Raw genomic sequence first — 14,988 nt, forward strand, 5'->3', positions numbered from 1 at the left:
ATAATAATAATAATAATAATAATAATAATTCCCCGTGGAGATATCATGTCTGATCGTAATCAGCTGGTGAAAGAAAACTTTATTAACTTTGTTCGCGCCCAAACTTTGCCTGAATCAACTTGTGCTTTAACTCCTAGTGATGTTGGATTAAGTTCAGCTGAAGTTATTGATCTATTTGAAACCCAAGTAATGAGTCGCCACCTTGATTTGCAATCACGTGTGATGCAGAAAAAAGGTCAAAGTTTTTATACTATTGGTAGCTCAGGTCATGAGGGTAATGCTGCTTATGCTAAGGCATTTCGTCCGACAGATATGGCATTTTTGCATTATCGCAGCGGTGCGTTTGTTATTCAGCGAAGTAAGCAAGTACCAGGACAAACGATTTTATATGACATGCTATTGTCATTTGCTGCATCAAAAGATGACCCTATCTCTGGCGGTCGTCATAAAGTGCTTGGTAGTAAAGCGCTCTCTATTCCACCACAAACAAGTACCATAGCGTCGCATTTGCCTAAAGCGATGGGCGCTGCATATAGCATTCCGTTAGCAAAACGTTTAGCGCATAAAGGTGAGATCCCAGACGATGGCGTCATTATTTGTAACTTTGGTGATGCTTCATCGAATCACTCCACTACACAAGGGGCAATTAACAGCACAGCTTGGGCAGCTTATCAGTCTATACCTATGCCAATTGTTTTTGTCTGTGAAGATAATGGTATTGGTATTTCAACGGCTACACCGGAAGGCTGGATCGCCGCTAATTATGAAAATAGAGCCGGCTTAACTTACCTCTATTGTGATGGCTTAAATATTTTAGATACCTATAAAACCGCAAAAGAAGCAGAGCGAATTGCTCGAGAATTGCGTAAACCCGTGTTTTTACATATCCGCACTGTGCGTATTTTGGGGCATGCGGGCTCTGATGCTGAGTTTGTTTACCGTGATATGGCTGACATTACGGCAACAGAGTTTCAAGATCCTTTATTACACACCGCGCGCATTATCTTAGAAAACAATATTTTAACGACTGAAGAGCTAATCGATATTTATCAAGACGTTGAAAAGCGCATTGAGGTTATTGCTGAAAATGCCGCTAGCAAGGAAAAACTGACCAGTGCTAATGCCGTAATGGCAAGCATTATACCTAACGTTACTAAAGCACGAAGCTCGGTGTTAGTTAGCGATAAAACTCGCGCAGAAATTTTTAAACATGAGAAACATAACCTACCTAAAAAACAGCATTTAGCAAAATTGATTAACTGGGCATTGATGGACTTGATGGCTGAATATCCCAGTATTGTTATGTGCGGTGAAGATATTGGCAAAAAAGGCGGCGTTTATAACGTTACGGCAAAGTTATGTGAACGTTTTGGCAAAAGCCGGGTGATTAATACCTTGTTAGATGAGCAAACGATTTTAGGTACCGCTATTGGTTTGGCGCACAACGGTTTTTTACCTATCCCTGAAATTCAATTTTTAGCTTATGTGCACAACGCTGAAGATCAAATTCGTGGCGAAGCGGCGACATTACCGTTTTTCTCAAATGGGCAATTTACTAATCCCATGGTGATCCGCATTGCGGGTTTGGCCTACCAAAAAGGTTTTGGTGGTCATTTTCATAATGATAACTCTTTTGCCGTTTTTCGCGATATTCCAGGATTAATCATCGCTTGTCCGTCAAATGGTGCCGATGCAGTTGAAATGATGCGCGCTAGTGTGCGTTTAGCGCAAGAGCAACAACGTATGGTGATATTTTTAGAGCCAATAGCATTGTACATGGCGAAAGACCTACACCAAGAAGGTGATGGTTTATGGACCTTTGAGTATCTGCCTCCTGAATTGGCAGACAGCAGTATCGATTTAGGCGTTAAGGTTGCTGGCTCAGGTAAACAACTGTGTATTTTAACGTATGGCAATGGCAATTATTTATCGTGCCAAGCACAAGCAAAATTAGCAGAGCAGGGTATTGATGCACGTGTTGTTGATTTACGTTGGTTAGCACCATTAGATGAAAAAGGTATTTTGGCGCAAGTGAATGATTGTGAGCATGTGCTTATTGTTGATGAATGTCGTCAAACGGGCTCAATTAGTGAAGCGCTAGTGACTTTAATTCATGAGAAAACAAGTGAATGTCCTAAAATAAAACGCGTTACCGCCAGTGATAGCTTTATTCCTCTAGGCGCTGCAGCCTATGAGGTATTACCATCGGTTAAGAATATTGTCGATGCTGCGAAGGAGATTTGCCAATGAGTTCGTCAATAAAAAATACCGATAGAGCACCAGTAAAAGCCATGAATAAGAAAAAGCAAAGAGCGGTAGTTATTTGCCCTGGCCGAGGTACCTACAATAAAGAAGAACTAGGATATTTACAGCGTTTGCATAGCGATAAAACCGAAATAGTTTCTCTAATTGATGATTTTCGCGACAGCCAAGGGCAAATGAAAGTTTCTGAACTTGATGGTATGGAAAATTACAGCATGCGTACCCATACAGCTGGTGAAAATGCTTCGGCACTTATTTATGCTTGTGCGTTATCAGATTATCAAGCCATTAATAAAGACGAGTTCGACATTGTCGCGGTTACTGGCAACTCCATGGGTTGGTATATAGCATTAGCGGTTGCTGGCGCATTAAAGCCCAAACAAGCTATTAAGCTAATTAATACCATGGGCTCGATGATGACAAAAGGTGTGATTGGCGGACAAATGATATATCCAATCATTAACGATGAGTGGAATATTGAGCGAGAGCAAGAACACAAGGTTATGCAATGGTTAGCACAAGCAAATCAACAAAGTGAATGTGAAGTTTATGTCTCGATTAATTTAGGTGGTTATATAGTATTTGGTGGTAACAAGGCCGGTTTGAAAGCGTTAGAAGCGTTACTGCCTGTGGTGCAAGATCGTTATCCAATGAATTTATTTAACCATGCTGCTTTTCATACACCGCTGCTAAGTGATGTTTCAAAGCGGGCGGTGGAACTATTGCCAGCACAACTGTTTAATGCCCCTGAAATACCGTTAATTGATGGCTTAGGGCAAGTGTGGCAACCTTATAGTTGCGATGTTGAGCAATTACATAACTACACGCTTAATACACAAGTGGTAGAACCTTATAACTTTTCAAAAGCGATAGAGGTAGCCATTAAAGAGTTTGCGCCCGATAAGCTTATTATTCTGGGCCCAGGTGCTACCTTAGGTGGCGCAGTAGCGCAGAGTTTGATCAGCCATCATTGGCTTAATTTACAAAGCAAAGCTAATTTTATAGCGCAGCAAAAGGAAAACCCTTTTATACTCGCCATGGGATTAGCAGAGCAACGTAAAAAGGTCGTATGATAAGTTTAAAATAACAACTAAACATTTTTGTATAAAATCAACTCAAGTTTCGGGATTCAAATATAATAAAACAATGATAATAAGACGATGATTTTAAATAAGTGATGTCTCAATGTGGTAAATACTTGTTAACTAGACAACGTAAAAAGCCAAAAGAGACATCGAGTGAATTCTGCCACAAACATCTTAAACTTATCATCACTAACGGCTGATCTATTTGAACAAGCAAACCTTAAGTTTAACAATACTTTCAATTCAACATGGAAGAGCACTGGCTTTAATATAATGTGACGTCAAGTTAAGTTTTCTAAGCGCTCAGGCACACCTGCTGGTAACGTTCTTTATCTGTTGATGCTTTGGCTAAAAGTAGATTCTGTTGGTATGTTTTCATTAGATGCTTTATAAAGTTTTCTGCAACAAAAAAGACGCCTTATCTGATCTATTCAAACGCGAACTGTCTGTTTCTTATTATGATTATATTTTAGTATTACAGTCAGGAAAGTCGGCATTGTTGACGTTAACTCCTGTTTATTCTTTAGGGCAACTACTAGCCAAAAGCGGAAGTTAGCTTTTGAGTTACTAACGGCAGAACTGGTCTGAGCTACTACAACAAATTTTATTTATTTGTACTCTAAAATTCACTTAATATTGAACGTACAATTATGTTCCCAATTTCAAAAGCGGACATTAGAATCATCTTGGATGCACCGAAATTAGATTGTTAACTTTAAGGTCATATATCCCCAAAAGTGCTATAGAGTTATAAGAATTTTCACAAAAGTAAAGTCGTATAATATTAATCTTCAGGTATATAACTGCAATCATCTGAATTAAGACCTAACTGATATTCACTTGATTTAGTGTCCAGCCAATTCACTAATTCTTTTGCAGAAGGTGAAAGATTAACTTGTGCCAATCCACCAGTTTTCTCTAGTAGAGTTGGAGTATACATTTGAGTGTTTATATTAAAATAAAAGCTAAAAAAACGTATACTTCCAGAATCATGACAACGTTGCTGCGACTCAGTAAAATTATGAGAAGTCACCCGACTGGCAATACTTTTAATTTCCTTGATAACTTCAATATCTAAAGTTTCAAGTAAAGTCCCAGCGCCCCCCATCACTTTAGTGAGTTCTATTTCTGACTGCTCTGCCACTTCATTTACTGAAAGGTAACCATCATTATCCCCTTTATCATGATAATAATGATAAAAGTTGCCTTCAATATCAACAAAAATCCCTGCATGACTTGCCCCCCATGCATAGTTATCATAGGTCACAGCCAGTAAATATTTTTGTTCAGCTATTGGCTCTGCTTTTTCTTCTGAATCACCCTGACAAGCGTTAATAAAACAGATAATTACAAGTATCAAAAGATTGTTAATTTTCATTTTATATCTCAATTAGTTTAATTTTAAGTCAACCGTTTATTGTACGCTCAGATGATATTGGTAATTATTATACTCTAACAACACCTGAGCTTAATTTATTACAAATCGCCACCACCGCCACCACAACTAGCATTTACTAAAGTTGACGTTGCTGTGCCACAGTCACCCATATGGTTACAGACTCTTGCTTTAAAATATTGCAAACCACTAAAATAAATTTCACTGTGACTTGTTGATTGGCTATAGGGTAATATTTTTGCCCAAACACCGTATTTTCCATTACGGTGTTCAAGCTGATAAAACTCTCCTGAAGCTAAACTGCCATTAACAATTCCCCAAGAAGTATTAATTAATGCCCCACCATTTGAACAAGAGTAACTTTTATTAAGCCAAGTTGTTTTGTTTGGCAGGCTGCTAGCGCAATAAACCGAGCTGTCATTAGGTATACCAACCACACTCCATGCAGCACAAACCGCTTTGTGTTCATTTGAATTATTACCGTGTACTTGTAGGGCAACTCTTGCCGTATGTTCCATCGCATCTATAAAGGTTTCAGCGCTAGTCATGTATTGGGTAAGTGCTTGAAAGAAGATGTTTTCTGCTTTTGTATGGCCAACCCCCGTTTCTACAGGGTGACTGGTTCGTCCTTGTGGATGAAAACCGCCATTGACCAACAAGTAATAAGCAAGGTTGATTATGCCTGAGCTATCATGGACCTCAGTATTAGAAGTGAGGTCTAAATAAAAATCTAATGAATTATTATCTTTAGTAGGGTTATTCATATACCGCATGGCATCACCACTAACGGCTGGTTTCCATACATCTTCAGCAAGGAGCCAAGTATTGCTTGTTTGACCGTTTTTAAAAATATCAACAGCTGTAGCAAAAACATCACTAAGAGCTTCGCTTACTCCTCCTGACTCACCAATAAATTTACCGTTAGCACCCTGTTGATAGATAAATGTCGGGCCTATTTCATTCGATACTCCATGAGTATATTCATGGGCGACAATATCTAAAGAACGTCCTAAAGAAGAAAACAGGCTGTCATCCCCATCACCAAAGAGGAACCTTTTATTGTTTGAATCCCAACGGCCAATATTTTTTTCATCTGGCTGTCCTACATCACTTACTACATAATGAATAGTCGCTTTTAGGCTTGTGCCATTATCATCAAAAGAGTCAATACCCTGTTTATTATTAAAATAATCATACGTTGTTTTTAGATGTTCATAGACATCCATAGCGGTAGTGTCTGAAGATGAGCCTCCCTCAGAGATAAGAGTTGTTGTTCCTAAAGGGATATCTTGATTGCCAGCACTGCGTATTTCTCTATCTAAAGCGTTATGAATTTGAGGTGTTCGCATGATAAATTGAGCATTTGTGGCATCAATATAAATCTTATCAAGGTATTGACTACCATTATTATCCTTATATTCAATTAAAGATAACCATGACAAATGAGCACCCCCTAAAGCATCAACCACATAAATTAACTTGGGCTGATCTAGGATATTTATATTTTTGTTATCACTTAATATATCTAATGATGCATTAAGCGCTTGCTGTTGAGTGATTAAAGCTTGAATGGCCAAATTTTCAGAAGAAATAACATTACCATTGATAGCATAAATATTATTATTGTTGTCGGTATGAATAATGAATTCAGCACCCTCTACTTTTATGTGATTTACATATAAGTCTAGCCGAGTATGATAACCCGTTGATGAGTTATTAACTCTTCTTATTTTAAAAGACTGGTTAGCTTGTAGATGATATATAGCGCCAATATTTTTAATTAACTTATTAATATCTTTATCGTGTGTCGCTGGGTTGTAATAACCTAATTCACCTTCGATATTTGATGGCATGCCATGTGCGTTAAACTTTAATTTACTGAGGTTACCAATTTTTTTGATGGCATTTCTTTGCTCTATACGTGTTCCTTTATCCTTTTTTATTACTTCATTAGCCGACACTATACTAATTGTGAATACAAAGCTAAAAGTGAGTGTCATCACAAGTTTAACTATGTTTAATGTAAACGTTTTTAAACGGATGTAGTTTGTTTTTTTTGTTCTATCAATCATTTAACTTACCTGTTGTTATAATTAAATTATTGGAACAACAAAATGCATTTACTTCTAACTTAAAAGACTAACGACTAACGACTAATACTCACGAACGTGACTAATTTCACAATTGTTGCTATTCATCCTTAACCCTATGCATGTTTGATATTCCATTTAAAAAGCTACACAATTCCAATGTGTTCTTTTTTTAGTCACAAAAAATATATCACATTGATTATTAATCACAAGGAACAAATTGATTTACAATGAAATTTCAAATGAACACCTGATTTTTAAAACATTAATAAGCAATCTAAATCAGATCAAATCCATATACGCTTAGTGCCCCGAAGCGCCATAGAATTTAATACCTAAAATCATATTAATTTAATGTCCGCTTTGGTATTTTCTAATCAAATTAGAATTTTTGACTTTATAGATTCCTGATGAAATTTAGAACAATTCTATTATCTAACGCAGGGCTGATTTTCATCGGTTCTCTTGTCGCTAGATAAGCCAAGGCTAACGTCCGGTTTCGTATCAAAGAGATCGTTACGAAGGATGATTTTTATTCGTAAATTTAGACCGCTTTGTGGCAGATACTGCGCTTAAACTTAATAATTCCAGTTTCCGATTGTATTTAACGGTTTCCATCTTTATTCCATTTCTACAATTGCCCTCGATCTATGAAGATAATAAATAAGTAAAGAGATGAGTTATAAAATGGTTGGTTTTATTATAAATAGATAAAAATATATGCTCGATTGTTAAAGTAAATCAAAGTTTTATTATGATAATAATTTACACTTTAATGACTTTTAACTATCGGGTTCATGAACACAATGTTTTCTACACTATCATTGGCAGTAAAGATTAATGCTGCATTAGTACTTATCGCAATAGCGTTCTTAAGTACCACAGTCATATTCTTTTATTATGATGAAAAAGAGCTCAGTGAAAATTTTGTTGAACGTAACCTAGAAAGTTTAGCACTTAATTATTTTGACTCTGTGAATACTATGATGTTAACCGGGACAATAGTAAATCGTCAGTTAATACAAAATAAAATACAGAGCCAAGATGAAATTGTTGAGGCACGTATTATTCGAGCGCCTGCTTTAACGGCTATTTTTGGTGACGGTTTTGCTGATCAAAAAGCGGTCGGTAATTTTGAACAACAAGGTATAAACGGCACTAAAGCGTTTGATGTTTTTGAACGTGACGGTAAGCGAATGATGAGTTTTATTTCGCCTATTCGTGCCAGTTCAGATTACCGTGGCACTAACTGTTTAACCTGTCATCAAGTCAAAGAAAATGAAATATTAGGCGCGGTAAAGGTGACCTATGATCTGTCTAAAGTTGACCAGCAAATTATGAGTTCTATAACTCAAGCAGCGATCCTACAGTTAGTTATCACTGTTGTTAGCTTTTGGTTATTAAGTTTAACCATAAAAAAATTGATTTTTAGTCGCCTCAAACGACTTAGAAAAACCATTAACGATGTAGAACATAATTTAGATTTGAACAAAGAAATCAAAGTACATCATGATGATGAATTAGGTGCAGTAAGTGTGGCATTGAATAGCATGATGCAAAAATTTAGAACAAGTTTTTTATCCATCTCATCAACAACAGACAAATTAATTGATTCAGCAAAAAGTGTTGATGAAATATCGAATTTAATGCGTGCGGCTGTGCTTGAACAAAAGAACGGCACCGACTCTGTAGCCGCTGCAATTAATGAACTAGATACATCTGCGAGTGAAGTACATCGTAATACTCAAACCGCCGCTGAGAATTCACTGTCGGTACGAGAAAAAGCAACGCAAGGCCTGGAATTAGTTGAAAATGCTAAAGATGGCATTGGTTTATTGCGTGATAAGGTAATTGATAATACCGCTATGATAGCTGCATTAAGCGACAAAACTCATGAAGTAGGAGGTGTTTTAGAAGTAATAACCAGTATTGCCGAACAAACCAATTTATTGGCATTGAATGCCGCTATTGAAGCAGCAAGAGCCGGAGAGCAAGGGCGAGGCTTTGCAGTGGTTGCCGATGAAGTGCGCTCATTAGCCACGCGTACCAGAGAGTCTATTGACCAAATCCAGTTAACGATTAGGGGATTACAAGTCGATGCCAGTAATGCGGTTAACTCTATGAATGATGTTAGTCAGCAGGCAAATGAAAAGGCAGAAGATGTAACGAATGTAGCCAGTTTATTAGTGGAAATAACGTCGCAAATAACAGAGCTTGATGATTTAAACACACAAATTGCTAGTGCAGCACAGCAACAAAATTTAGCGGCTGACGAAATTAATGTCAATGTTGTCAATATTAGTGACGTTGCAGAAAAATCAAGTAAAGATGCGATACGTGGTAAAGAGATAAGTGAACAGTTACTCGAGTTAGCTTACGAGCTTAATCAGCAATTATCACAATTTAAAATGTAATATTTAGCCGTTATATTTAACAAAAAATGGCGGTGTTTAATTATGATCAACGTGTTGTTTTATTATACGGTTATTGATCATTGAGGAGAGTTCTACGATGTCAGCACATAAAAATGGCGAAAATTGCACAAGCAAAGAAATAACTACAGAGTTAACACAAACCAAAAAAGGTTTTTTACAAAAATTGGCTAAGGTTACTGGCATTATTTGTTTTATGCTTGCCATGGTTTTTGGCGGAGTTTTAACGTTTTCAGAGAACAATGATGAGGTGTTTCGAGCGACGATAGGGGCAACAACATTCTTCTTTTTTATGGTCTCACTTGTATTATCGACGATTGCAAATACTAACTTACCCAATTTGAAGGTTGGCGGTTAACCTATTGAAATAAAAGTTTATTATCGAATAAAAAGCCTCTTTAAAAAGAGGCTTTTTATTTTATGTAATGGGTCACCATAGTGATTAATAATAGGCGTCAGTATTATTATGTGCTTGAGGGTCTTCTATGATTTCTTCAAAGTCCACTTCAAAGCTATTGTTTTCTTCTGTATTTGCCATATAAATAGTGCGCGTTGAACCGTCAATCCAGGTGACTGTACCACTACCTTTTTTACTACCGCATTTCATACCAATATGAATATCATGAAATTCCATTGAACCTCCTCGCCTAAATTGCTGTGTTGACATTGATAAATAAACCCTATGTTATTTAGATTTACAATAGATTGTTTAGTTCAATTAATCTGCTAAATGAGCATATTTACTTAAACAGGTAATATTTTATTATAAAGATAAAGTTACTTAGGTCTAGAGTGAATTAGGCAAAAAACTCACAGCCGAGTACTGTTGACTTTCTAGCCCCTGTTACTGCTGGGATATTTCCATAGATTTTTTTGTCATAAGCGAATGCGAGCCAAGCAAATGCCATTGCTTCAAGTGCGTTATTATTCAGCTTTAGTGAATGTACCTTATTAACATTGAAGTTGTTAAGCTCTTGCTTTATAAGCTTATAACAAAAATTATTATCGATTCCTCCTCCGCATAAATATACATCTGCTGAATTTGATGTTTTTTTAATGTCGGCGGCTATAGAACAAGCAGTTAAGGCGGTGAGGGTTGCTTGTACGTCGACAGCGCTTATTTGTAATGGGGTGAGAAAGGGTGCTAACCATTGCAAGGTAAAATATTCACGGCCTGTACTTTTGGGGGCTGATAACAAAAAGTAGTCATCACTTAGTAACTGTATTAATAGTGCTTGGTTAATCGTTCCAGAGCTTCCCCAGTCGCCGTTATTGTCAAATCTCTTTCCTGAGTGTTCAAAGCACCATGCATCTAAAAGAGCGTTCCCTGGGCCGGTATCAAAGCCTAATACACTTTTAGACGAGTTTTTTTTAGGCAAAAAAGTGATATTAGCTATGCCGCCTATATTCACTAAAAAAGTTTCTTTTTCAGTGGCAGGTAATAAGAATTGGTGAAATGCAGGGACTAAAGGAGCACCTTGTCCACCTAAGGCAATATCTTTTGTTCTAAAGTCACCAATAACTCTAATGCCGGTTAATACCGCTAACGTTTGATTGCAGCCTATTTGTAAAGTAAAAGGCGCTTCAATAGCAGAGCTTTGAGTTGGGCGATGTCGAATGGTTTGACCGTGATTACCAATAGCAATAATATCAGCAGCTACTAAGTTTTCTTTGTCTAATAGTGTACTTATTGCCTCACTAAATTGATGGGCAAGAGTAATATCAAGTGAAAAGGCTCTGTCTATTTCGTTATGATTGGGTAGATAAAGCTCAGTGATTTTTTGTCGAGTGACATTGTCATATGCTTGATAATAACTAGCAACTAGTTCGGCACTTCCACTAGTAAAGTCAACAAGGGCTAAGTCAATGCCATCGGCACTAGTGCCAGACATTAACCCAATATAAAACGTAGCTTTTGTCATTTATACTCGCTAATTATTATTGGGCTAAAGAGGGTTAATGCGTCTGCATCGCCAACAAAGCTTGTCTAGAGCCTGAAAGTTCCATTAAGCGTTGGCTTGATAATACCGAAAACTCAGCAGCATATTTCTTATTAATGGGTTTAGCATCAGGTAACTTTACCGTTCTTGGATTACGGTGTACGCCATTAAGTAAAAATTCATAATGTAAATGTGATGCTTCTGACATGCCAGTTGAGCCGACATAACCAATAACGTCACCTTGCTTTACCCGTTGCCCTTTTTTAACATTTCGTTTTGAAAAGTGTAAATATTTAGTCTCAATGCCATTACCATGCTGAATAAATACGTAATTACCATTATATTTGTTATAGGTTGAATGGGTCACTTTCCCATTACCTGCAGCTACAACAGGTGTACCTTTATTTGCACGGTAATCAGTACCACGATGAGCTTTCCAGCGCTTTTGAATAGGATGAAAACGCTTTGGTTTGAAATTTGAACTAATATACCTAAAGTTTACCGGCGCACGTAAAAAAGCTTTGCGCATACTTCTGCCATCAGGAGAATAATATTCGCCGTCTGTAAAGCGAATGGCTTGAAAAGGATCATCTTTATTAATAAATTCAGCGGCAAGAATCTTACCTGTACCTATATGATCGCCATCGACATATCGATTTTCAAAAACAACATGAAAACTATCCCCTTCACGAATATCTAAGGCAAAATCGATATCCCAACCAAAAATATTAGCAAGGTTAATTATTTGTGCATCGTTTAAACCTGATTCAATACCAGCATTCCAAAAATTACTTTTTATAACACCGTGGGCAATAGTTTCTCGAATTTCTACCGTTTTGGTTTCTTTACTTGATTGGTAACTGCCATCATCAATTAGTTTTACATATAAGGTTTCTGTTTTTGATAAAGAGTAGGTCAGTACTGCTAGCTCTCCTGCTGCGTTTTGGCCTATATGAAAGACATCACCAACATTAATTTTTTTCAATAATTTACTGTAGTCACCTTTTGCTGAGCTCACGTCGTATGTTGTTCTCGCGCTATAGCCAAGGCGTTTAAATACTTTGGCAAGAGAGTCACCACTGCGTACTTTTGCTTTTTTCCAGGTTAGTGTCTCTTCTTCACTGTTAATAGGTGCCGTTATATTTTCTTTATTTATTGATGATTCGATATTGCTAGCAGGCGTGTCTAAGGAGATATCTTCAACTTCAGGTAAAGCTAATGCGTAACGTTTACCTATTTCTAGTGACGTATCTGTCAATTGACGACTGGCTGTTGCCTTTTCCGAAGGAATAAGGAGTAACAACAACACAATTATGCTGAATGAGCTAATAATTACCCTATGCGGTTTTGGTAACTGTAAATAGAATTTTTTTATGTTTTTCAACAGACTACAACCTAATTTCATGTATCTTAATACGATAGCTATCGTTTACTATATCAAAAAATAGCCTTGAGTAAAATTTAATTACCGTAAAGGTGAGTGATCTCGGGGACTCAGCGGCACTTCTTCCTTAAAAAACAAGCTGCAATAATTAAAAAATAGAACAATTGCCCTAAATATTAACTTAAGGCTTTTCACCCAAGGCATTATTGCAGTAGAATCGAGCAATAAATTATGATTATATTTTTTGGAGCTAAGTCGATGACTGATGTCAGCCAAGCGTTTGCTGAAATTAAGCGTGGTGCAGAAGAAATTTTGCTAGAGAGTGAATTACTAGAAAAATTAAAAACGGGAAAGCCACTAAAAATTAAAGCAGGGTTTGACCCTACAGCACCAGACTTACATCTAGGTCATACGGTATTAATTAATAAGTTGCGTCAGTTTCAACAACTTGGCCATGAAGTTATTTTCTTAATTGGCGACTTCACTGGCATGATAGGTGATCCAACCGGTAAAAATGTTACGCGTAAAGCGTTAACAAGAGAAGACGTGCTGGCAAATGCTGAAACTTATAAAGAACAAGTTTTTAAAATTCTAGACCCAGCTAAAACAACGGTTGCTTTTAACTCTACCTGGATGGATAAGCTAGGCGCTGCTGGTATGTTAAAACTGGCATCTCGTCAGACGGTTGCCCGTATGATGGAACGTGATGATTTCAAAAAACGTTACACCAGCGGTCAATCTATTGCCATTCATGAGTTTATGTATCCTCTCGTTCAGGGCTGGGATTCTGTAGCCTTAGAGGCTGATGTTGAACTAGGTGGCACTGATCAGAAATTTAATTTGTTAATGGGGCGCGAATTACAAAAATCAGAGGGGCAACGACCGCAAACGGTCTTAATGATGCCTCTTTTAGAGGGGTTAGACGGTGTACAGAAAATGTCTAAGTCGCTTAATAACTATATTGGTATAACGGATAGCCCAACAGAAATGTTTGGTAAAATAATGTCTATTTCTGATGTATTGATGTGGCGCTATTATGAACTGTTGAGTTTTAAGCCAATGGAAGAAATTGCTGCTTATAAAACAAAAATTGCTGAAGGAATGAACCCTCGCGATGTGAAAATCGATTTAGCCAAAGAGTTAATTGCTCGTTTTCATGATGATGCCGCGGCTGAGGCGGCACATCAAGAATTTATTAATCGTTTTCAAAAAGGCGCAATGCCTGATGAAATTGAGGATAAATTAGTTCAGATAGCTGATGACAGTGGTGACATCGCTATTGCTAACCTACTAAAAGAAGCGGGCTTAGTAGCGAGTACTTCAGACGCCATGCGAATGATTAAGCAAGGGGCGGCTAAAATTGAAGGTGAAAAAATTACCGACAGCAAGTTACGTATTGCTTCGGGGACTACGGCTATTTACCAAGTTGGCAAACGTAAATTTGCTAAAGTAACAGTAAAATAACCTCACATATTTATAACCTATGTATAAGCCAGTATTTATTACTGGCTTTTTTATCAGTGCATTAAAGAGTCAGGTGTTTTACGCTAAAATCATAATGACTTTTATTTATTATCTCAGTAATAAAATCCAGCATGATTGCTTAATAATTATTCGTCAATTTTTTTTACACTAACGCTAAATCTAGTCGTAAGTACAGAATGCTTTATCTCCAGTTCGTTGTTAAATAACAGTATTTTAATCTTGGAATAATTTGTGCTTAATTTAAGTGTCGAGTTAAGGTTGTTAACCGATAAATCCCACTCATTAAAGTTGTCGAGTTGTTATTTTGTTGAACCAAATATTAAATACAGTATTGAGCCGCACTATGGAAAATAAACCCGAGAGAAATAATTTAATCGAACGGCGACAATATTTTGATGACAGTGAGTTTGAATCTGATAATAATTGGAAAAAATTAACGTTAGCTCAACGTTTTGCTGCACTAAGTTTAACTAAATATGGCTATGAACTCCGCTTTACCCGGTTTACATCGAGTGGCAGTACTGCTGTTCTTGTCTTAAAAAATGGTACACCAGCAACTATAAGCGAAGATGGCGACATTAATACTACACCAGATATCAATATACGATAGTGATACTAGTTGTCGACTTTATCTGCTGCCAGTAGAGTTCTGCTTCTAAACTGACTTTTATTCTGCATTGCTAGTATTGCTAGTATTGCGAGTAATGACACCATTGCTGCCATAACCACCATTGATACCATAACCACCATCGTCATTATTATCCGCTGCCAGTAGAGCTCTGCCCCTAAACTAAGCTCGATTATCGATTACCTAAATTGAAACACCACCGTTATCACTCTACAGCCACTGCAGATATTCTACGACGCTAGTTGTTACCTTTCCTGATACTAATGTTTCTTTAACCCTATATTTT

General features: G+C 37.0%; 12 protein-coding genes. 6 read left to right on the forward strand and 6 right to left on the reverse strand.

Translation table 11 applies throughout. From position 1 onward, the window contains the following. The first annotated feature begins 45 nt into the window (after nucleotides 1-45). Both H4J76_RS17150 and H4J76_RS17155 read left to right on the forward strand, forming a co-directional pair. Nucleotides 46-2,250, forward strand: a complete 2,205-nt coding sequence (locus H4J76_RS17150) for an alpha-ketoacid dehydrogenase subunit alpha/beta (RefSeq protein ID WP_182216814.1) — start codon at nucleotides 46-48, stop codon at nucleotides 2,248-2,250. Beyond that, nucleotides 2,247-3,335, forward strand: a complete 1,089-nt coding sequence (locus H4J76_RS17155; RefSeq protein ID WP_182216745.1) for an ACP S-malonyltransferase — start codon at nucleotides 2,247-2,249, stop codon at nucleotides 3,333-3,335. Before H4J76_RS17150 ends, H4J76_RS17155 begins: the two co-directional genes overlap by 4 nt. A gap of 796 nt (nucleotides 3,336-4,131) precedes the next feature. Here H4J76_RS17155 and H4J76_RS17160 read toward each other — a convergent pair. Next, nucleotides 4,132-4,725 (reverse strand): hypothetical protein, encoded by a 594-nt coding sequence (locus tag H4J76_RS17160; RefSeq protein WP_182216747.1) that lies wholly within the window; start codon nucleotides 4,723-4,725, stop codon nucleotides 4,132-4,134. 98 nt (nucleotides 4,726-4,823) lie between these two features. Then, nucleotides 4,824-6,815 (reverse strand): M4 family metallopeptidase, encoded by a 1,992-nt coding sequence (locus tag H4J76_RS17165; RefSeq protein ID WP_182231016.1) that lies wholly within the window; start codon nucleotides 6,813-6,815, stop codon nucleotides 4,824-4,826. A gap of 824 nt (nucleotides 6,816-7,639) precedes the next feature. On the opposite strand from H4J76_RS17165, the gene H4J76_RS17170 reads away from it, so the two are divergent. Together H4J76_RS17170 and H4J76_RS17175 are read left to right on the forward strand one after the other, a co-directional pair. Continuing rightward, complete coding sequence (locus H4J76_RS17170; protein ID WP_182216751.1) at nucleotides 7,640-9,247, forward strand: methyl-accepting chemotaxis protein; 1,608 nt, start codon at nucleotides 7,640-7,642, stop codon at nucleotides 9,245-9,247. 97 nt (nucleotides 9,248-9,344) lie between these two features. Continuing rightward, entirely contained in the window at nucleotides 9,345-9,623 is a 279-nt protein-coding gene (locus H4J76_RS17175; protein WP_182216753.1) for a hypothetical protein, read from the forward strand. 84 nt (nucleotides 9,624-9,707) lie between these two features. Here H4J76_RS17175 and H4J76_RS17180 read toward each other — a convergent pair whose 3' ends face one another. The 3 genes from H4J76_RS17180 to H4J76_RS17190 all read right to left on the reverse strand — a co-directional run bounded on the left by H4J76_RS17180 (nucleotide 9,708) and on the right by H4J76_RS17190 (nucleotide 12,610). After that, nucleotides 9,708-9,899 carry a hypothetical protein gene (locus H4J76_RS17180; protein WP_070375607.1) on the reverse strand — a complete coding sequence of 64 codons (192 nt, stop codon included), beginning with the start codon at nucleotides 9,897-9,899 and terminating at the stop codon, nucleotides 9,708-9,710. Nucleotides 9,900-10,062: 163 nt separating this feature from the next. Then, on the reverse strand, nucleotides 10,063-11,187 hold the full coding sequence (locus tag H4J76_RS17185) for an anhydro-N-acetylmuramic acid kinase (RefSeq protein WP_182216755.1): 1,125 nt from the start codon (nucleotides 11,185-11,187) through the stop codon (nucleotides 10,063-10,065). A gap of 34 nt (nucleotides 11,188-11,221) precedes the next feature. Continuing rightward, nucleotides 11,222-12,610 carry an OapA family protein gene (locus tag H4J76_RS17190; protein ID WP_182216757.1) on the reverse strand — a complete coding sequence of 463 codons (1,389 nt, stop codon included), beginning with the start codon at nucleotides 12,608-12,610 and terminating at the stop codon, nucleotides 11,222-11,224. Between the two features lie 237 nt (nucleotides 12,611-12,847). On the opposite strand from H4J76_RS17190, the gene tyrS reads away from it, so the two are divergent. Next, nucleotides 12,848-14,053 carry a tyrosine--tRNA ligase gene (tyrS, locus tag H4J76_RS17195; RefSeq protein ID WP_182216818.1) on the forward strand — a complete coding sequence of 402 codons (1,206 nt, stop codon included), beginning with the start codon at nucleotides 12,848-12,850 and terminating at the stop codon, nucleotides 14,051-14,053. A gap of 364 nt (nucleotides 14,054-14,417) precedes the next feature. Then, nucleotides 14,418-14,684, forward strand: a complete 267-nt coding sequence (locus H4J76_RS17200) for a hypothetical protein (RefSeq protein ID WP_070375611.1) — start codon at nucleotides 14,418-14,420, stop codon at nucleotides 14,682-14,684. Between the two features lie 5 nt (nucleotides 14,685-14,689). Here the strand turns inward: H4J76_RS17200 and H4J76_RS17205 are convergent, their stop codons facing one another. Next, a complete protein-coding gene (locus H4J76_RS17205; RefSeq protein WP_182216759.1) occupies nucleotides 14,690-14,830 on the reverse strand; it encodes a hypothetical protein in 141 nt (46 codons plus the stop codon). Between the last annotated feature and the right edge of the window lie 158 nt (nucleotides 14,831-14,988).

It is taken from the genome of Colwellia sp. BRX9-1 (genome assembly GCF_014077195.1).
In the GTDB taxonomy this organism is placed as follows: domain Bacteria; phylum Pseudomonadota; class Gammaproteobacteria; order Enterobacterales; family Alteromonadaceae; genus Colwellia_A.